Source organism: Paenibacillus sp. FSL R7-0163 (genome assembly GCF_037969975.1).
In the GTDB taxonomy this organism is placed as follows: Bacteria; Bacillota; Bacilli; order Paenibacillales; family Paenibacillaceae; genus Paenibacillus_AQ; species Paenibacillus_AQ odorifer.
Map to the genome: position 1 here is coordinate 5,031,927 of NZ_CP150224.1, position 18,952 is coordinate 5,050,878.

The following is an 18,952-nucleotide window of genomic DNA, read 5'->3' on the forward strand; positions in this document are numbered from 1 at the left end:
GCAAAGCTATAAACTAACTATTATAAAGTTGCTTGACAAAGCACACTATGTGCGGTATCATTATCTCATCTTAAAGATACTTAACTTAAAGACAACCAGAGTTTACTACTCTTGAGATAAATAATTTTTAAAGGTTGTGTACTTCATGGGATTTCTAGACAAACTATTTGGTAGAACAAAAATTGAGGAGGAACAAACAATGTCAAAATTAAACATCGGTATTATTCTCGGAAGTACTCGTCAAGGTCGTTTAAGCCCGCAAGTAGGAGAATGGGTTAAAAAGATTGCGGATGCACGCGGGGATGCTAATTATGAGATCATAGATATTGCAGACTTCAAGCTTCCACTATTGGGTGAGGCTGATGCAACTGAACAAGCAACAGCTTGGAACACTAAACTTGCTACGCTAGACGGTTTCGTATTTATCGTACAAGAATATAACCACAGTATTTCTGCATCACTGAAAAATGCGCTCGATTATGCCCGTGAAGCTTGGAATAATAAAGCAGCAGGTATCGTAAGTTATGGTTCCGTAGGCGGCGCTCGTGCAGCTGAACATCTACGTGGAATTTTGGGAGAACTATCTGTAGCAGACGTTCGTGTACACCCTGCGTTGTCACTGTTCACTGATTTCGAGAACGGAACTGTGTTTAAACCAGCGGATCTGCATCTTACCAATCTTAATGGGATGCTAGATCAAGTCTTGGCTTGGAGTGGCGCATTGAAAACTCTACGTTAAGATAGAACGCCTTACCCCTCTGTTATGTTATGAAGTACACCCTTTAGAATAGACATTCGATAAACCTATGGTTTGTCCGGTCGATTCTAGAGGGTGTATTTTTTATGTGTGACGAAATGAGCACCCTGTGTAGAATCTAATCTGGTATAATCGGCGGGGATTTCAATCTACAGCAAGGAGCTATGATTATGTGGTTTATGTTTGCATTATTAACAGCCTTCGCTTGGGGAGGGGCTGACTTATTTTATAAAAAGGGGACCGATAGTCAGGATCGGTATAGCCATATTAAGATTGTCATTATTGTTGGGATAGTCATGGGTATTCACGCAACAGCTTATATGCTCATTCAAGGATTAACCTTTGATCCTATAGACTTAATCCGATATTTCCCTGTGTCTGCACTCTATATCCTGTCGATGGCAGTTGGTTATATTGGACTTAGATATATTGAGTTATCCATTGCCTCCCCCGTACAAAATTCATCAAGCGCTGTAACGACGATATTATTATTTATCTTTTTCACCCATGAGCTAGGAGCGCTTGAAATCGTTGGTGTTTCCGTTATCACCTTAGGGATTATCGGGATCGCCATCTTGGAAAAGAAAGCAGAACACCAAGCGCTTCAAAAAAGTGCCGCACAGATTGATAAAAAATATCAGTTTGGTGTGATCGCCATCATTTTTCCAATCCTATACTGCCTAATCGATGGACTTGGCACCTTTGCCGATGCTATTTATTTGGATGAACTCAGCCTGATTAGTGAAAAAGCAGCTCTGCTCGCGTATGAATACACCTTCTTTATATGTGCCATCTTGTCTTTTACATACCTGAAATTTTTAAAAAAGGTAAAGTTCAACCTATTTAAAGAACGGGATAAGGGCTTCGCAGCCATTCTGGAAACGACCGGACAATTCTTCTACGTATTTGCTATGTCCAGCAACGCCATTATCGCGGCACCACTTATTGCTTCATACAGCATTTTTTCCGTAATATTATCGCGCATCTTCCTCAAAGAAAAACTAAGCAAGGCACAATATGCCGTTATTATCGTTGTGATTCTAGGGATTGCTTTGTTGGGGATTGCGGACGAGCTGTAGCTGCGGTACACAAAAAGACCTGCTAAGTAGGCTTCATTGCTTACTAGCAGGTCTATTCTAAAGTTGCCTATTCCGGCCTATCTATGGTAAAAATCTCTCCAAGGGTTGCGTAATTATTTCCCGCCAAGCGGCTCACAGCGTTTAGAACTCTCGGGTCAATGCGCCCCTCCTGATAGATCGATTCATCGATATGGAATTGAACAATTTCGCCAATAAACAAATCACTCCCGGGTTCTTCGCCCCCTAGCGGAATTGCTTGAACAAGCTTGCACTCCATCCGCACCTTCGCCTCCAAAACGCCAGGCACAGCTACACTTGTACTTTGAATCGGTGTAAGATTCGCCAATTCAATTTCACTTTCAGAAGCAGGTAATGTGGCTGCAGTCTGATTGATCTTCGCTACATTCTCCTCATCTACAATATGCACAACAAACTGTTGATTATCGTAAATATTACGGGCCGTATCTTTTAAACGCCCTGCTGGTCTTTGAATAGCCAATGAAACCATCGGAGGATTAGACGAAACGATATTAAAATAGCTAAACGGTGCACCATTTAAGAGACCCTCTTCTGATTGTGTTGTGACAAAGGCTATAGGTCTAGGAATAATAGTGCCAATCAATAATTTATAATTTTCCCGCTCACTGTTGTGCTTTGGATCAATTGAAATCAATCTCCTCAGCTCCTTCTTCACTCTTTCACGAAGTCGATCGTACTTCTAACGGTATCAATAGGACGGACTAACTTCTCAATTTGCTCACGTTTAGGTTCCAAGAAAGGTGGCAAAGAAAGCTTCTCGCCAACGGTTTCATATTCCTCATCTCCCATAAATCCAGGCCCATCAGTCGCAAGCTCAAACAATATTTGTGGTGCAACACGTGTATACAACGACTCGAAGAAGTGACGATCTACATATCCTGAAGTTTGGAATCCAAAGCCTTCAAAACGCTCTGTCCACTCGTCCAGCATCGCACGATCCTCTACACGGAATGCAGCATGGTGAACAGTCCCAAAACCTTGGCGTGAATTCGGTAAGAACTCATTATGCTCTACAATAATTTGTGCACCGTTTCCGCCTTCGCCAACTTCAAATAAATGATATGTCTCTTCCTGAGCGATTTCTTTAAACAACATCACTCTTTCCAATACTTCTTTGAAGTAGTTGAAATCAGCAATTCGTACAAAGATCGGTCCCAAGCCAGTTATTGCATACTCCAAAGGGATAGGTCCTTTTTGCCACGGTGTACCTGATATGACACCTTTATTCAATTCATCTGAAATAAGTTGATACTGCTGATCATCAAAATCTACGAAGGATAATGTCTTTTTGCCGAATTGCTCTTTAATGCCGGTATGCTTCACTTCAAGCCGATCAAAACGCTTAACCCAGTAGTCTAATGCAGCATCTGTTGGTACCCTGAAGGATGTCTTCGCAATCTCGTTAGTTCCATGAACACCCTTAGGGATGTTAGGAAAATCAAAGAAGGTCATATCTGTTCCGGCGCTGCCCTTATCATCTGCAAAAAACAAATGATACGTCTGAATATCATCTTGATTAACTGTTTTCTTCACTAGACGCATACCTAATACGTAAGTAAAAAACTCGTAATTTTTCTCTGCGCTGCTTGTGATGGCTGTAACGTGGTGAATCCCTTTTAAGTTTCTCATTGTTATACACTCCTAATGTTTAGTTGATGTTGACTCGTAATATAATTCCCAAGAATAAGAAGGTTTAGTTTAATTATCTTAACGTTAAGATATCACTTAAAAAAAGATCTTTTCTACTGGGCAAGCTCCTTAGCGGATACCACCGAGACTTTTTATCTTTACTTTAATTATCTTTAACTTAAGATAATTTTAGCACTAAATCTGTAGGAAGTCAACGCTTTGAAGCTTTCCATATAAAAAAAGCTCCACACAAGTTCAATAAACTCGTATGAAGCCGGGATATTTTATATCATCTCATTAGGTTAAGTTATGATGCTGAGTAATGACCGCTGCTTGGCTTTGATGATCCATCTTATAACATATCAAGGTAATCACACATGCCAATATTGCCAGAATGGCAGCAGCTACAGGAAGAGAGATTAATCCTCCATGCCCGGCAACCACTCCACCGATCGCAGACCCGCCTGCAATTCCCAGGTTTGAGGCTACTGGATTCAAGGAAGCAGCAAGATCCTTCGTTTTTGGTGAGAACTGCTTAGCTAAGTCAATCAAATAGAGCTGCGCAGGTGCGCTCACAATACTCGACATCATGGCCAGAGCCATTAGCACAATCATTCCTAGAATGGAAACAGATGCGGTCATACTAAAGATAACATAGACCACAGCTTGGATAAGGAATACGAATCTCAGCTTACTAACCGCATTCCCGGTCGCAACTTTGCCACCAATCCAGTTGCTGACAATCGTGGCAATCCCGTAGGCAAACAGCACGCCGCTAACCGAGCTTTTAGGAACATTCATGACTTGCTCCAGTATAGGTGTAATGTAAGTGTACATCACAAATACGGCTCCCACTGCGGTAACCGGAATGAGAAATGCAAGAATAATGCGGCCGTTTGTGAGCAATCCGATCTGATCTTTGAGTGAGCTAGGCACAGGTTTCGGTAATTGGCGTGGAATATAAATATAATTTAGAACTATGGCAACTCCAGCTAATATCCCATTCAGAACAAACGCTGCTGGCCAATTAAAAAACTGCCCTACAAAAGTACCGATCGGCACACCAAAAACATTCGCAATAGCAAAACCACTCAAAATTGTAGCAATCGCTTTGCCTCTCTTCTCCTGATCAACCGCTTCATTCGCTACCGTAATGGCTACAGAAAGAACAAAGCCACATAGTATGGCAGTAACTATTCTAGTCACCAGCAGCATACTGTAAGTTCCAGTTACAGCACTCCACAAATTCAGCAGCAGAATCAATACAAGTGATACAAGAATCGTAATCCGTTTCGGAACACGGCTGCACAAGGACATCATAATTGGTGTGCCAATGGCATAAGAAATCGCGAAGCCAGATACCAAGCCCCCGGCTGTCGCAAGCGTAACTCCGAGGCTTGAGGATATTTCAGAGAGTAAACCAACAATAATATACTCCGTCGTACCCAGAATAAAAGCCATAAAAGTAAACGAGAAAATCAATGCGTTCTGACGTGTTGTTTTCATGGTGCTCTCCATCCTGTTTATCTCTATTTTTATATGAACATACCTTACTCATAATAATCATTTAGACTATATTGAGCAATCCTATTTTTCATAAAAAAAGAAGCTTCCCACAAGTTCAAAGAACTCATGAGAAACTTCTAGTTTAAGCCGGTGGCAAAATAATTAAGGTAATGACTTGTTCCTCGGAATAAGATCTGGCTGTTCCAGGTCCATCCGCATCGGCTTTGAACTTAATGAGATAGGTCCCGGGTGCCGGCATCACTTTATTGTGAAGTTCAAAAGCAATATCCGAAACACCTATGTTACTTCCTGTGAAAGTTAACGTATGCCCATTATTGCTAATTTGATCACTCGTCGGATGTGTCCATCCACTAATGGTATAATAGTCGTTTGTGGTAAAGGTAATGCCTTCCATCGTTACCTGAATTTCAGCATTCGTAAAGCTTTCTCCGGAGAAAAAGTCGAAGCGAATGCGCGATTGTGTAGAACCCGTTATCAGTTGTTTTGTTTTTGAACCGCCGCCTCCGTCAAAGCCATATATAGAGCTAGTAACCGTAGGTGTGGTCAGAACGCCATTAACAAGCTCAATCGTAACCACATGTGCAGCGTCCTTCGCTGATTCATTATTGGATGAATCCTTAGCGGTAATCACGAAAGTATACGTTCCTGCGGTTAGATCCCCAATATTGGCCGCACTCACAGATCCATCTGCTGCACTAGTGCCTAATGCGATGGCTGTTCCTAATTCGTCGGCATCTACTTCACCGTTCTCATTCGCATCCGTCCACAGGTAGGCTTGTACCGCTGCTCCTTGCTCCCCGATGGCTCCCGCTAACCCGCGAAGCTGATCTTGTGTCCCGTTGTAGTTGTCGATCGCCTCGAACTTGGCTGCGTCCACTACCGGTGCAGTCGTATCCGGAACTTCGTTTTTGCTTAAGGTCACCGTAACCGCATGTGCAGCGTTCTTCGCTGATTCATTATTGGATGAATCCTTAGCGGTAATCACGAAACGATACGTTCCTGCGGCCAGATCCCCCATATTGGCCGCACTCACAGATCCATCTGCTGCACTAGTGCCTAATGCGATGGCTGTTCCTAATTCGTCGGCATCTACTTCACCGTTCTCATTCGCATCCGTCCACAGGTAGGCTTGTACCGCTGCTCCTTGCTCCCCGATGGCTCCCGCTAACCCGCGAAGCTGATCTTGTGTCCCGTTGTAGTTGTCGATCGCCTCGAACTTGGCTGCGTCCACTACCGGTGCAGTCGTATCCGGAACTTCGTTTTTGCTTAAGGTCACCGTAACCGCATGTGCAGCGTTCTTCGCTGATTCATTATTGGATGAATCCTTAGCGGTAATCACGAAACGATACGTTCCTGCGGCCAGATCCCCCATATTGGCCGCACTCACAGATCCATCTGCTGCACTAGTGCCTAATGCGATGGCTGTTCCTAATTCGTCGGCATCTACTTCACCGTTCTCATTCGCATCCGTCCACAGGTAGGCTTGTACCGCTGCTCCTTGCTCCCCGATGGCTCCCGCTAACCCGCGAAGCTGATCTTGTGTCCCGTTGTAGTTGTCGATCGCCTCGAACTTGGCTGCGTCCACTACTGGTGCACTCGTATCCGGAACTTCGTTTTTGCTTAAGATCACCGTAACCGCATGTGCAGCGTCCTTCGCCGATTCATTATTGGATGGATCCTTGGCCGTAACCACGAAACGATACGTTCCTGCGTTCAGCTCCCCAATATTGGCCGCACTCACAGATCCGTCTGCTCCACTAGTGCCTAATGCAATGGCTGTTCCTAATTCTTCGGCATCTACTTCACCGTTCTCATTCGCATCCGTCCACAGGTAGGCTTGTACTGCTGCTCCTTGCTCGCCAATGGCTCCCGCTAACCCGCGAAGCTGATCTTGTGTCCCGTTGTAGTTGTCGATCGCCTCGAACTTGGTACTTTCAACCACAGGTGCATTTGTATCTGAATTACTGCTATGCTCACTTTGCGAAGACGAAGACCCTCCAACAACAGGAGTAGGCACTGTTACCGGCTCTTTACTCGGTTGAGCAGTTGGGGTGGAAGCGGGCTGCTCAGTGTTTCCGTTCTCCTTAAACTTCAGAAACTTAGAAGCTACTAGAGCTACGGCCTGACGATCTACTTTGGCATCAGGATTAAAAAAATTATTATATCCGGTAATCAATCCATATTCCACAGCGGCAGCTATAAAATCCTTAGAATAATCAGCAATTTGGCTACTATCAGCAAATTGCAAAGTTCCAGCTTTACCCGTAGGATTGACTCCCAATGCTCTCACGAACATGACGACCATATCCTGACGTGATAAATTTTGCCCCGTACCGAAAAGATTACTGCCTGTACCCTTAATCAATCCGGCTTTGACAGCTGCCTCCACATAGCTGTATGCGTAGTTACTTGTGGGAACGTCCAGAAAGGTTGGCAGTGCAGGAGGGTTCGAAACATCCAGCTTTAATGTCTTTGCTAAAATAATTGCAAAATCCTGCCTTGTAATATTTGACGTAGGATAGAACTTACTCTCTCCAACACCGGTCACTATCCCCTGATCGAATAGCTCAACAATCGCTTTCTTTGCATATGAGCCATCAATATCAATAAAGGAAGCAGCTGCCGATCCTTTGGTCGGCATAATGATAGGGCTTGATAATACAGCAGCAGCCAATATAGAGCTTATCCATTGCTTTTTGTTCACTTGCTTATCCCCCTGTTCTTTGGATGCGTTATGTCGTTTGTCTATAATCGATTCGTTAACACGATTCGACTTTATATTACAAACTTTTCATCTACAGGATTATAACAAGTATCAATAAACAGATTATAAACAAATAGCCATGGACGAACATTCTCACATCATTGATTCTGTGCATCAAACGAAAAAAAATGATACTATGTATGATGGGTATAGGACTTTGCTATCCTTATATCGTTTTTATATATTACAACAAGAGGAGATATTATGAGTAACGAACAAAACTTTTGGCTGGATTTACCGAAGCCGTTTTTTATATTAGCACCCATGGAAGATGTCACAGATGTTGTATTTCGTCACGTCGTTAGTGAAGCTGCGAAACCCGACGTATTTTTCACAGAATTCACAAATACAGAAAGCTATTGTCACCCTGTAGGAAAAGACAGCGTACGTGGTCGATTAACGTTCACAGAAGATGAGCAACCGATTGTCGCTCATATTTGGGGTGATAAACCCGTATTTTTTGAACAGATGAGCATTGATATGAAAAAACTTGGTTTTCGTGGTATCGATTTAAACATGGGATGCCCGGCACAAAACGTCGCTTCGAATGGAAAAGGTGCTGGATTAATAAAACATCCTGAAGTAGCAGCAGAAATTATTCAAGCAGCAAAAGCAGGTGGATTGCCGGTTAGTGTTAAAACAAGATTAGGTTACTCTGATGTTGACGAGTGGCGCGATTGGCTAGGACATATATTGAAACAAGATATTGCGAACCTTTCCATTCACCTTCGTACAAAAAAAGAGATGAGTAAAGTAGAGGCACACTGGGAACTAATCCCTGAAATAAAAAAATTACGCGATGAAATTGCTCCAAATACGTTGTTAACTATTAATGGAGATATTCCTGACCGCGCAACAGGATTAAAATTAGTAGAACAATACGGCGTTGATGGAGTCATGATTGGCCGCGGCATTTTCACCAATCCATTTGCCTTTGAAAAAGAACCTAAAGAACACAGCGCGAAGGATTTTCTCAATTTACTTCTTTTACAGTTGGATCTTCACGATAAATATTCAAATGAACTTGAGCCACGTTTATTTAAACCACTTCTTCGCTTTTTCAAAATCTATGTTCGTGGATTTAGAGGTGCAGGTGAACTAAGAAACCAATTAATGGATACAAGATCAACTGATGAAGTACGTCGGTTAGTAAAAACTGTTTTAGAGCAAGAATTAGATTAAATTATACCCACAAAAAAATGAGAGACCTCTCAAAAGTTCAATGAACTTATGAAAGGTCTCTCATTTTTATACTATGTGGTCAAATGGTGTTTCCTCTCAAGGAAACTCATCATCGAATTGCTTCGATAATGATTTCCTTACATCATGCCGCCCATTCCACCCATGCCGCCCATATCTGGCATGCCGCCGCCTTTTTCAGGCTCAGGCTTGTCAGCGATAACAGCTTCAGTAGTCAAGAACATAGCAGCTACGGATGCAGCATTTTGCAGCGCGGAACGAGTTACTTTAGCAGGGTCAACGATACCCGCTTCGAACATGTTCACCCATTCACCAGTAGCAGCGTTGTAGCCGATACCTACTGCTTCTTTTTTCAAGCGGTCCACGATTACGGAACCTTCTTGACCAGCGTTAGCTGCGATGGTGCGAATTGGCTCTTCCAACGCGCGAAGCACGATGTTAACACCAGTTTTCTCGTCGCCAGTTACGTCTACAGCAGCAACAGCGTTATATACGTTCACAAGAGCTGTACCCCCACCGGATACGATACCTTCTTCAACCGCTGCGCGAGTTGCGTTCAGGGCATCTTCGATGCGAAGTTTGCGCTCTTTAAGTTCAGTTTCAGTTGCAGCGCCAACTTTGACAACGGCTACGCCGCCAGCCAATTTAGCCAGACGCTCTTGCAATTTCTCTTTGTCGAACTCGGAAGTTGTTTCTTCCAGTTGAGCACGGATTTGGCTTACGCGTGCATTGATGTCCGCTTTGTCGCCGCTTCCGTCTACGATTGTTGTGTTTTCTTTAGTTACGCGTACTTGACGTGCGTTACCCAGTTGTTCAATGGAAGTGCTCTTCAGATCAAGACCGAGCTTCTCAGTGATCACTTGGCCACCAGTCAGGGCAGCGATATCTTGCAGCATAGCTTCGCGGCGGTCGCCAAAGCCAGGAGCTTTAACAGCAACAGCGTTGAATGTTCCACGCAGTTTGTTCACGATCAGCATAGCTTGTGCTTCGCCTTCGATATCTTCAGCGATAATAACAAGCGGTCTAGCTTGTTGAACGATTTTTTCAAGCAATGGAAGAATTTCTTGAGTGCTGCTGATTTTTTTATCAGTGATCAAGATGTATGGATTCTCCAAAACAGCTTCCATTTTGTCTGTATCAGTAATCATGTATGGGGAAATGTAACCACGGTCGAATTGCATACCTTCTACTACTTCAAGCTCAGTAGCGAATCCACGGGATTCTTCAACAGTGATAACACCGTCTTTACCTACTTTTTCCATAGCTTCAGCGATCAATTGACCTACTTCATCGTCAGCAGCAGAGATAGCAGCTACTTGAGCGATAGCTTGAGAATCTTCGATAGGCTTAGCGATTTTTTGCAATTCTTCAACAGCTGCACGAACCGCTTTGTCGATACCTTTGCGGATAACCATTGGGTTAGCACCAGCAGTTACGTTCTTCAGACCTTCGCGGATCATAGCTTGAGCCAGAACCGTTGCAGTTGTAGTACCGTCACCGGCTACATCATTAGTCTTAGTAGCAACTTCTTTAACCAGTTGAGCACCCATGTTCTCGAATGCATCTTCAAGTTCGATTTCTTTAGCGATCGTTACACCATCGTTAGTGATGAGTGGGCTACCAAATTTCTTCTCAAGCACCACGTTGCGGCCTTTTGGTCCAAGTGTAACTTTTACCGCGTTTGCCAGAGCATCTACACCACGAAGCATAGAGCGGCGAGCTTCTTCACTGAATTTAATTTCTTTAGCCATTGTGTAATTACCTCCTAGAATTTTTTGTATATCCTATTACTTTAAGTAGTTTAGATTTCGCTTATGATCGACTCTTGCTTAGTCAAGAATCGCGTGAATGTCGCTTTCTTTCATAATCAAATATTCTTTACCTTCATATTTGATTTCTGTACCTGCATATTTTGAGAAAAGAACACGGTCGCCTTCTTTAACTTCAAGCGCTACACGTACTCCATCTTTCAAAGCTCCGCTACCTACTGCAATAATAGTTCCTTCTTGTGGCTTTTCTTTCGAGGAGTCCGGAAGCACAATCCCGAATGAAGTTGTTTCCTCCTGCTCGCTCGGTAGCACCAATACGCGTTCACCTAATGGTTTGATCATGAAAAAATAGCCTCCTTTAAAATTATGTTATTTTGCTTCAAAACATAGTTTAGAACTTACCGGTCAAACTTAGAATTCTGTGATGTTCTTGAAAAATATCAATGGAACCCTGCTAATCTCCAGCCCATCTCCTATTTTTCAAGAGCGTTAGCACTCAACAGCGTGCAGTGCTAACAACAATTTTTATGATACTCAACTTGAGCCCGGATTTCAAGTCTTTTTACACAAATTCGTATTAGTTTTCGCAAAAAAATACGTTTCACTGCTTGTCCAAGCACACACTCTATTACATTGTATCCACGGGTTTTGAAAATATGCGTAGGATTCCAGCGCCTTCCTCTCACCCCATATAGATATGAACGTTGCTAGAATGGTTAAACCATTGCATCTAATGATCCTGATCGATCGATAACAATTACTTATTAAGTGTATTCAATCCAACTAATGAAATCAACTTATAGCAAAAAGCTGCCACATTCGTAGAAAATCTACTAAGCGGCAGCCTCTCTCCTCACTCCTGCTTCTGAACATAGCGTTCATCCCGTGCCGCGTCCGCAGCAAGTTGCTTGCGATAGACAAATGCAGATAAAAATACACTGAACTCATACAAAATGAGCAGTGGAATCGTCACTAGAAAGTCTGAGATAAAATCCGGGGGCGTGATAACTACAGCAATAAAAACAAGCGTGAAATAGGCGTACCGACGCATTTTACGCAAGCGTAGCGGGTTGAGAACTCTTAGTTTGGTCAGAAACATCACCAGCAATGGAAGTTCAAACAGCAAGGCCAGCGGCAATACCAGGCTGAACATGAAGTTAAAATACTGTGCAATCCCGTAGGTCTCTTCCAGTCCCATGCTTCTGGTAATTGAGATCGTGAACGAAAGTGCCATTGGAAAAACAATATAATAAGCAAAAGAAAGACCGATAAGGAAAAGAATAAACACATAGGGAACATAACGAAGTGTCGCACTTCGCTCCTCCGGCCGCAGGCCCGGACTGATAAATGCCCACAGCTGGTAGGCAATAAACGGGACAGAAATCACTAGCGAAACGGCCATCGCGATCTTCATGTACATCCCAATGCCATCCCAGAATGAGAATGCATGCAGAACAAAACCTTGCGCCAGGTCCGTGCTAATCAAATAATCGTAAATGGGCTTTGCACAAAATAATCCGCCTATTAATCCAAGGACAAATACGATTAACACATAAATAATCCGTTTGCGCAGCTCGGTGAGATGATCCACCACCGACATTTCTTCCGATTTCAGAGACATCCAGACACCATCCCATGACAAGAGTAAAAAAGATAACACTAACTTTCTTCAAAGCAGTGTCCGTTGCTGCGGAAAGCAAAGAAAAAGGGGCGTCTCCTCAAGTCTAGTAGACTCCTGAGATTGCCCCATTGAAAGATCTTCTATTATTCCGGCAGGCGTTTGTCCTGAGGAATATCTGCAGCGACCGTTTGCGGGGCCGTCGGCACAGGAGCTTCGCTCTTCTTCACCGGTTCATTATCCCCGATGATTTCACGCGCGCCTTCCTTAAATTCACGGAAGGTTCGTCCAACTGCACGGCCTAGCTCTGGCAGTTTATTTGGGCCAAAGAGCAGAAGTGCCAGTATGACCAACAAAATAATACCAGGAGTACCAATTCCACTAAACATTATTATTCCTCCTTGTCCACCTGTCCGTTCATGGTATCGTTTACTTTAATTTAATAATACCATAACTTATGTCACAGTTACATCCACTTTCTTCTATAAATAGATTATCATTGTGACGTGACAAGAAGATGACAAAGGGTTATTGGCGGTATTGGCCAGTTACCATGAGTAGTGCTTCCGGTAATTGATCCATAATAGCTGCCAGATTCTCATGAACACCCTTCGGCGTTCCAGGTAAATTGACAATCAACGTGCGACCGCGAATGCCGCATATCCCACGAAAAAGCATAGCTGCACGGTTTTTTTGCATCACTGTACTGCGCATAGCTTCTGAGAGCCCAGGCACTTCCCGTTCTACCACTCGCCGAGTAGCGTCCGGGGTCACATCACGAATTGCCAGATCTGTGCCTCCGGTGGTCAGTACCAAATCTGCCTGAAAATAGTCCGTCAGTTCAATCAAGGCTGCGATAATCTCATCTTGTTCATCGGGAACGATTCGATATTCAATGATCTCGCCACCTAGTTCCTCTTCCACCAGCTCCCGAATAACCTGGGCGCTCGTGTCTTCCCGTTCACCCCTGGCCCCTTTATCACTGGCCGTTAGGATTGCTGTCTTCCACGCCATAGGTTTGTCCTTCCTCTCTATATGTATAGTTGGCTGTACAGTTCAGCCTGCTCGCATCAGCGCTTCAATTAAAAGCAGCTGATAATTATTTGAGCGCATAATCTCCGTTCTTGCCCCCGCTCTTAGATACCAGAAGCGTCGGTCCGATAATCATATCCTTCTGAATAGCCTTACACATGTCGTACACCGTTAGTGCTGAGGCAGAAACAGCGGTTAAAGCCTCCATCTCTACTCCGGTTTTTCCTGTAGTATGGACTGTTGCTTCTATATAAAGTTCATCTTCGCTGTTATCGGAGAAGCTGATATCAATACCGGTAAGTGGCAGCGGGTGGCACATCGGAATCCAGTCTGACGTCTTCTTAGCCGCCATAATCCCGGCGATCTGCGCAACAGCAAGGACATCACCTTTGCTGATCTTGCCACTCTTAATGGCGCTCAGCGTTCCAGCAGCCATCTTGATCATACTCCGCGCGACAGCTGTCCGCTTCGTGATCTCCTTCTCACTCACATCCACCATACGAGCTCTTCCCTGCTCGTTGAAATGGGTCAATTCCATGGCTCACTCTCCTTTTCGGCAGTGCACTATACCATTTTCAGTAATCAGCATGTCCATTAAAGCGTCATGCTCATCCATCGGCACCCTTGGAACCAACTGCATGCCGTAAGCTAACCCGATCCATATCGGGGGCTGTGCGCTAACGTACCCGGCTTTCTCCCAAGACGCACGTAGCCGGTCATAGTATCCTCGACCGTAGCCAAGCCTGCCGCCCTGAAGATCAAATGCTAGCCCTGGTACGAACACAACAGCAGGTAGCTTAATCTCTTCAATCTCTAATAAATCTCTGCTGGAGACAACAGGTTCATGGATACCATAAGCCCCCGGCTCTAAATCGCTCCATGCATTCACCGCGTGGACACTCATTTCACCGCTTGCTGGAATTACACGCGGCAACAGCACCTTACGCTGATCTTTCCACGCCTGTGTGATAAGTGGGCGGGTATCAAGCTCTGAACGAAAAGACACATAGGCCATTAGTGAAGTTATACCCTTCGTCTCCAGCCACTCCAATGCATAGTGGCAGACTTCAGATGATAGTTTACTTCTCTGGTCCGAAGACAGCTCGTTTCGGGCGATGGTCTTCTCCGCTCGTAATTGTTGCTTTACTTTGGAGATCTCCGACTCCTCGCTGGACATTGTCGGCCTCCCCCTCTTATTCATCCCTAGCTTATCCTTGTTTGTAAATCCAGTTTACCACTCTTCTCCCCGGTTCGCCAAGGTGGATAGAACTGTGTTATCGGACTAGGTCGTTATTCCCTCCTTACATTAGATCGAACCCTCGCTTGGGAAACGCTTTTCATGTAAACTATAGAATAAGTTGTTCATACGGCTGAGGGATAAATACCAAGGCGAAATATGCAAGGGTGGAGGTTTCATCGTTATGCTTCTTCAAGCGACAGGAATTACTAAATCATATGGTATACAGAACGTACTGGATGGCATAAGCCTACAGGTAAATGAAAAGGAACGTGTCGGGCTAGTGGGTGTGAATGGTGCCGGCAAATCAACTTTTCTACAAATTCTGGCCGGTGAGATGTCTTATGACAGCGGTCAAATTCATAAATCAAAAGAAACAACAATCGGATATTTAGCTCAGAATAGCGGACTTCAATCTGACAAAACCATTCATGAAGAAATGATGGCGGTCTTCGCTCCGCTGATCGAAGCCGAAACTGAGCTGAGAGAGTTAGAAGTGAGTATTGCTGATCCCAAGCTCGCGGAAGACCCCAAGCGGTACGAAGAACTGCTTGAACGGTATGCGCGGCGCTCGGATTGGTTCAAGGACCACGGCGGCTACGAAATGAATACACGGATTCGCAGTGTCCTACACGGCATGGGCTTCAGTGATTTCCCACCAGATACACCCATTTCTACCCTTAGTGGAGGCCAAAAGACCCGGCTCGCGCTGGCCCGTATTTTGCTTCAGGCTCCAGATCTTCTGATGCTGGATGAGCCTACTAACCATCTGGATATCGAAACGTTAACGTGGCTGGAGGATTACCTCCGCAGCTATGCTGGCGGGATTCTGGTTGTATCCCATGACCGTTATTTCCTAGACCGGCTCGTGACCACTATTGTAGAGATCGAGCGGCACCAGTCCCGGCGTTATACAGGTAACTACAGTCGGTATGTAGATTTGAAGGCTGCCGAATATGAAGCACGGATGAAGCAATATGAGAAGCAACAGGATGAAATTTCGCGGATGGAGGATTTCGTTCAGAAAAATATTGTCCGGGCATCCACCACAAAACGTGCACAGAGCAGACGCAAAGCGCTTGAAAAGATGGATCGTCTAGATCGCCCAATGGGCGATCTGAAGAAAGCTAGCTTCTCCTTTGAGCCAGACTTCATGTCTGGAAAAGAGGTGCTTCAAGTGCGCAATGTTGCGGTTGCCTTTAATGAAGGTTCACCTTTATTCAAGGACGCCTCTTTTGAGCTTCGTCGCGGGGAGACTGCTGCCCTGATTGGTCCCAATGGTATCGGTAAATCCACGCTGCTGCAGTGTATGACCGGAACCCGTGAGCCTTCTGCCGGAACGGTGAATTGGGGTACTAAAGTAAAAATTGCTTATTATGATCAGGAACAAACCCGACTTAATCCACAAAATACGGTTATGGAAGAACTGTGGAGTGAATATCCAATGATCGAGGAAGCCAGAATTCGTACGATCCTTGGCAATTTTCTTTTTAGCGGAGAGGATGTTCTTAAGAAAATTTCCGCACTCAGCGGCGGCGAAAAAGCTCGGGTTTCGTTATCTAAACTAATGCTCCGCGGTGCAAATATGCTAATTCTCGATGAACCTACCAACCATTTGGATCTGGTCAGCCGTGAGGTTCTGGAATCTGCTTTAATTGATTTCGAAGGCACCCTGCTGTTCATCTCCCATGACCGTTATTTTTTGAACAAAATGGCTGAACGCGTACTGGAGCTGCATCCCGAAGGGATCGACCAATACCTCGGCAACTACGATGACTATGTCGAGAAGAAACGAGAATTAGAAGAGATTGCAAAAGATGCCGCTGAACTTGCTACTAAAAACGTCAATAAGGACACTGCTGTACCTGAAAAAAGCGCTGTAACCTCTTTTGAAGCAGACAAGCAGGCTAAGCGTGAAGATCGTAACCGCAAACGGCGTATCGCAGAGCTTGAGGAGAACATCGCCACACTCGAAGAATCGATCGTATTTATAGAGCATGAAATGACTAAACCTGAAGTTTATCAGGATTATTTAGCACTTCAAGGTTATGAAGAGGACCTAAAGAACAAAAAATCTCAGCTGGCAGATTTCTTTAGCGAATGGGAAATCCTTGCTGACGAATAATGTAAATCCTCCTTATAAATATTTTTTCATAGTTCTAGATTTGTTCATAAATAGTTATCCACAGCTCTATACACAGGTTTCGTGTATAACTCCCTACTTTAAAAGACCCTTCGGGGTCTTTTTTATGCGTTAAATCGGTATTTTCAAGGAAAAGGAATTATTATCCACGGATCTATCCACATTATCCACAATTCTCACAGTGTTTCATTGCCAACAAAATTGTTTATTAGAGCATTTTGAAAAAAGCCGTTATTGCTGATTTTACGCACTTTTTACACAACTCAGGCAGAATATGTGGATAACGTTGTCCACAACTTGACAAAAGACGTAACCCCATTTTACAAGACCGAATTTATGCTAAAAAAGAACCCGCTATCTCCTAAACTGACAGCGGGCACGTCGTATTTTAGACAATCTGTGTAGAGAGCAGGGCAGCATTACAGGCTGCGATATAAGCGATGCCAGCCGCCATAATTATATCTTGGTGAGTGGCCGTGCCTCTGAATTTTAGACCCTCCCACTCCACCATCACCGCTGCTTCTGCTTGAGCATTCTCTCCGCTTCCAAGCGAATGAAGCTCGAGTCCTGCAAAGTCTATCTCCTCAGCAATCCCTTGCCCAATAGCGGCGATAATCGCTTCAAGCGGGCCTTCGCCAGTGCTGGTATGTGACGTTTCCCGGTCAGTCTGCAGATGGCGTACCGTAACTGCAGCTACACGGCGCTGGGCACTGCCCGCCAATACCTGAACCTCACCCAGCTCATAGACCTGAGCTTGTTGTCCAGTTGTACTGCTTACCATTTGCAGCAGTTGGTCATCACTGACCACCTTTTGACGGTCAGCGGTCTCTTTAAAGGACTCATAAAGTGCATCCAGCTCCGCAGGCTCCAGCGTTATTCCATACTTCGCAGCCCGATCCTTCAGCGCATGTCTGCCAGAATGTTTGCCCAGAATGATCATGCTGCGGGGGATGCCCAGCCGTTCGGGATCCATAATCTCATAGGTACTACGATCCTTGAGCAGGCCATCCTGATGAATCCCGGATTCATGCTGGAAGGCATTTCTTCCGACGACCGGCTTGTTATAAGCGATTGGAAAATGCATCGCTCCACTAATCAGCCGTGAAGTATCATACAGTTTATCGAGCACGATGCCTGTTTCTGCACCGATTGCATCGCCGCGGGTTTCGAGCGCCATAACAAGCTCTTCCAGTGCGCAGTTCCCTGTGCGCTCGCCTACACCATTCACGGTGACTTCTATCTGAGTCGCCCCTCCATCAATCGCTGCCAGACTGTTAGCTACAGCCAGCCCCAAGTCATTATGACAGTGGGCACTATAGCTGACCTTGCCGCCACCTCTTGCTCCCTGCCGCACTCTCCGGAACATCTCGCCATATTCATGTGGCAATGCGTATCCTACTGTATCCGGCAGGTTAATAATGGAGGCCCCTTCCTCTATAACTGCCTCAACCATTTCAATCAGATCATCAATCCCTGTCCGTGCAGCGTCCATGGCCGTGAATTCAACTACATCACAGAATTGTCGCGCATAAGCCGTCATCTCGCGCGCTTTAGCTACGACTTCAGCTCTGCTCATACGTAGTTGATGCTGCAAATGAATATCAGAAGAAGAAATAAACAAGTGAATCCGCCGACGTTCAGCGTCTTGAGTGGCCCGGACTGCAGCATCGATGTCTCCTTTTACAGCCCGCGCGAAACCACAAATCTCCACGTTGCGCACCTTGCGCGAAATCGTCTGCACCGCTGCAAAATCTCCAGGACTCGATACCGGGAACCCCGGCTCCATTACATCAACACCCAGATCAGCAAGCTTATAGGCCAGCAATATTTTTTGCTCAGGAGTCAGACTCGCCCCAGGGGCTTGCTCACCATCGCGCAGAGTCGTATCGAAAATTTGTATACATTTCTTAACTGGAATAATCATCTGAATTCCTCCTAGTTTTGTTTTCATGTAATTGGATGCTTTATCTCTATCCTATGCTTCAGCGCAGAACCACACGTCGACTTGCGGTTCTGCTCATTTCCCACCCACTGCTGCCGGCAGCTGATACAAATGAATCTCTGCACAATGTGCAGAGCGTTCAATTTTGGCGTCTTATGTAGCGATGAGTCCATAACTCGGACTTCTTCTACAAGAACGCAAAAACCCGCCGTCTCT

The 18,952-nt window shown here is 44.9% G+C and carries 16 protein-coding genes; 4 read left to right on the plus strand and 12 right to left on the minus strand.

The window, feature by feature from the left end:
• The first annotated feature begins 199 nt into the window (after nt 1–199).
• Both NST45_RS22215 and NST45_RS22220 read left to right on the plus strand, forming a co-directional pair.
• Nucleotides 200–739, plus strand: coding sequence for an NADPH-dependent FMN reductase (locus NST45_RS22215; RefSeq protein WP_036676495.1), 540 nt, complete (start codon nt 200–202; stop codon nt 737–739).
• Nucleotides 740–927: 188 nt separating this feature from the next.
• The gene (locus tag NST45_RS22220; protein ID WP_076141937.1) at nt 928–1,836 is read left to right on the plus strand and encodes an EamA family transporter; all 909 of its coding nucleotides are present in this window, start codon (nt 928–930) and stop codon (nt 1,834–1,836) included.
• A 67-nt stretch (nt 1,837–1,903) separates the two neighbouring features.
• Here the strand turns inward: NST45_RS22220 and NST45_RS22225 are convergent, their stop codons facing one another.
• The 4 genes from NST45_RS22225 to NST45_RS22240 form a co-directional block, all read right to left on the minus strand.
• Entirely contained in the window at nt 1,904–2,509 is a 606-nt protein-coding gene (locus NST45_RS22225) for a flavin reductase family protein (RefSeq protein WP_076141936.1), read from the minus strand.
• Nucleotides 2,510–2,526: 17 nt separating this feature from the next.
• Nucleotides 2,527–3,504 (minus strand): ring-cleaving dioxygenase, encoded by a 978-nt coding sequence (locus NST45_RS22230; RefSeq protein WP_076141935.1) that lies wholly within the window; start codon nt 3,502–3,504, stop codon nt 2,527–2,529.
• Between the two features lie 297 nt (nt 3,505–3,801).
• Complete coding sequence (locus tag NST45_RS22235) at nt 3,802–5,010, minus strand: MFS transporter (RefSeq protein WP_076104713.1); 1,209 nt, start codon at nt 5,008–5,010, stop codon at nt 3,802–3,804.
• A gap of 142 nt (nt 5,011–5,152) precedes the next feature.
• Nucleotides 5,153–7,735 carry an S-layer homology domain-containing protein gene (locus NST45_RS22240; protein ID WP_339823844.1) on the minus strand — a complete coding sequence of 861 codons (2,583 nt, stop codon included), beginning with the start codon at nt 7,733–7,735 and terminating at the stop codon, nt 5,153–5,155.
• A 264-nt stretch (nt 7,736–7,999) separates the two neighbouring features.
• Between NST45_RS22240 and NST45_RS22245 the strand changes: the two genes are divergently transcribed.
• The gene (locus tag NST45_RS22245; RefSeq protein WP_036676503.1) at nt 8,000–8,977 is read left to right on the plus strand and encodes a tRNA-dihydrouridine synthase; all 978 of its coding nucleotides are present in this window, start codon (nt 8,000–8,002) and stop codon (nt 8,975–8,977) included.
• A 137-nt stretch (nt 8,978–9,114) separates the two neighbouring features.
• Here the strand turns inward: NST45_RS22245 and groL are convergent, their stop codons facing one another.
• From groL to NST45_RS22280, 7 genes are all read right to left on the minus strand, one after another.
• Nucleotides 9,115–10,746 carry a chaperonin GroEL gene (groL, locus tag NST45_RS22250; RefSeq protein ID WP_036676504.1) on the minus strand — a complete coding sequence of 544 codons (1,632 nt, stop codon included), beginning with the start codon at nt 10,744–10,746 and terminating at the stop codon, nt 9,115–9,117.
• Between the two features lie 78 nt (nt 10,747–10,824).
• Complete coding sequence (gene groES, locus NST45_RS22255) at nt 10,825–11,106, minus strand: co-chaperone GroES (RefSeq protein ID WP_036676506.1); 282 nt, start codon at nt 11,104–11,106, stop codon at nt 10,825–10,827.
• Nucleotides 11,107–11,617: 511 nt separating this feature from the next.
• Nucleotides 11,618–12,385, minus strand: coding sequence for a twin-arginine translocase subunit TatC (tatC, locus tag NST45_RS22260; RefSeq protein WP_076099398.1), 768 nt, complete (start codon nt 12,383–12,385; stop codon nt 11,618–11,620).
• A 143-nt stretch (nt 12,386–12,528) separates the two neighbouring features.
• Complete coding sequence (locus NST45_RS22265) at nt 12,529–12,771, minus strand: twin-arginine translocase TatA/TatE family subunit (protein WP_036676510.1); 243 nt, start codon at nt 12,769–12,771, stop codon at nt 12,529–12,531.
• Nucleotides 12,772–12,910: 139 nt separating this feature from the next.
• Nucleotides 12,911–13,396 (minus strand): MogA/MoaB family molybdenum cofactor biosynthesis protein, encoded by a 486-nt coding sequence (locus NST45_RS22270; RefSeq protein ID WP_036676512.1) that lies wholly within the window; start codon nt 13,394–13,396, stop codon nt 12,911–12,913.
• 85 nt (nt 13,397–13,481) lie between these two features.
• Nucleotides 13,482–13,952 (minus strand): cyclic pyranopterin monophosphate synthase MoaC, encoded by a 471-nt coding sequence (gene moaC, locus NST45_RS22275; RefSeq protein WP_076099399.1) that lies wholly within the window; start codon nt 13,950–13,952, stop codon nt 13,482–13,484.
• Nucleotides 13,953–13,955: 3 nt separating this feature from the next.
• The gene (locus tag NST45_RS22280) at nt 13,956–14,591 is read right to left on the minus strand and encodes a 5-formyltetrahydrofolate cyclo-ligase (protein ID WP_076137219.1); all 636 of its coding nucleotides are present in this window, start codon (nt 14,589–14,591) and stop codon (nt 13,956–13,958) included.
• Between the two features lie 244 nt (nt 14,592–14,835).
• Between NST45_RS22280 and NST45_RS22285 the strand changes: the two genes are divergently transcribed.
• Entirely contained in the window at nt 14,836–16,776 is a 1,941-nt protein-coding gene (locus NST45_RS22285; RefSeq protein ID WP_339823849.1) for an ABC-F family ATP-binding cassette domain-containing protein, read from the plus strand.
• Between the two features lie 406 nt (nt 16,777–17,182).
• Here the strand turns inward: NST45_RS22285 and NST45_RS22290 are convergent, their stop codons facing one another.
• Nucleotides 17,183–18,718 carry a 2-isopropylmalate synthase gene (locus NST45_RS22290; RefSeq protein WP_339823852.1) on the minus strand — a complete coding sequence of 512 codons (1,536 nt, stop codon included), beginning with the start codon at nt 18,716–18,718 and terminating at the stop codon, nt 17,183–17,185.
• Between the last annotated feature and the right edge of the window lie 234 nt (nt 18,719–18,952).

Bases quoted from the DNA above. Each gene is read 5' to 3' on its own strand.
- NST45_RS22230 (WP_076141935.1), bottom strand. From the start codon at position 3,504: ATGAGAAACTTAAAAGGGATTCACCACGTTACAGCCATCACAAGCAGC.
- NST45_RS22280 (WP_076137219.1), bottom strand. From the start codon at position 14,591: ATGTCCAGCGAGGAGTCGGAGATCTCCAAAGTAAAGCAACAATTACGA.
- NST45_RS22265 (WP_036676510.1), bottom strand. From the start codon at position 12,771: ATGTTTAGTGGAATTGGTACTCCTGGTATTATTTTGTTGGTCATACTG.
- NST45_RS22245 (WP_036676503.1), top strand. From the start codon at position 8,000: ATGAGTAACGAACAAAACTTTTGGCTGGATTTACCGAAGCCGTTTTTT.
- NST45_RS22235 (WP_076104713.1), bottom strand. From the start codon at position 5,010: ATGAAAACAACACGTCAGAACGCATTGATTTTCTCGTTTACTTTTATG.
- tatC (WP_076099398.1), bottom strand. From the start codon at position 12,385: ATGTCTCTGAAATCGGAAGAAATGTCGGTGGTGGATCATCTCACCGAG.
- groES (WP_036676506.1), bottom strand. From the start codon at position 11,106: ATGATCAAACCATTAGGTGAACGCGTATTGGTGCTACCGAGCGAGCAG.
- NST45_RS22285 (WP_339823849.1), top strand. From the start codon at position 14,836: ATGCTTCTTCAAGCGACAGGAATTACTAAATCATATGGTATACAGAAC.
- NST45_RS22290 (WP_339823852.1), bottom strand. From the start codon at position 18,718: ATGATTATTCCAGTTAAGAAATGTATACAAATTTTCGATACGACTCTG.
- groL (WP_036676504.1), bottom strand. From the start codon at position 10,746: ATGGCTAAAGAAATTAAATTCAGTGAAGAAGCTCGCCGCTCTATGCTT.
- moaC (WP_076099399.1), bottom strand. From the start codon at position 13,952: ATGGAATTGACCCATTTCAACGAGCAGGGAAGAGCTCGTATGGTGGAT.
- NST45_RS22270 (WP_036676512.1), bottom strand. From the start codon at position 13,396: ATGGCGTGGAAGACAGCAATCCTAACGGCCAGTGATAAAGGGGCCAGG.
- NST45_RS22215 (WP_036676495.1), top strand. From the start codon at position 200: ATGTCAAAATTAAACATCGGTATTATTCTCGGAAGTACTCGTCAAGGT.
- NST45_RS22220 (WP_076141937.1), top strand. From the start codon at position 928: ATGTGGTTTATGTTTGCATTATTAACAGCCTTCGCTTGGGGAGGGGCT.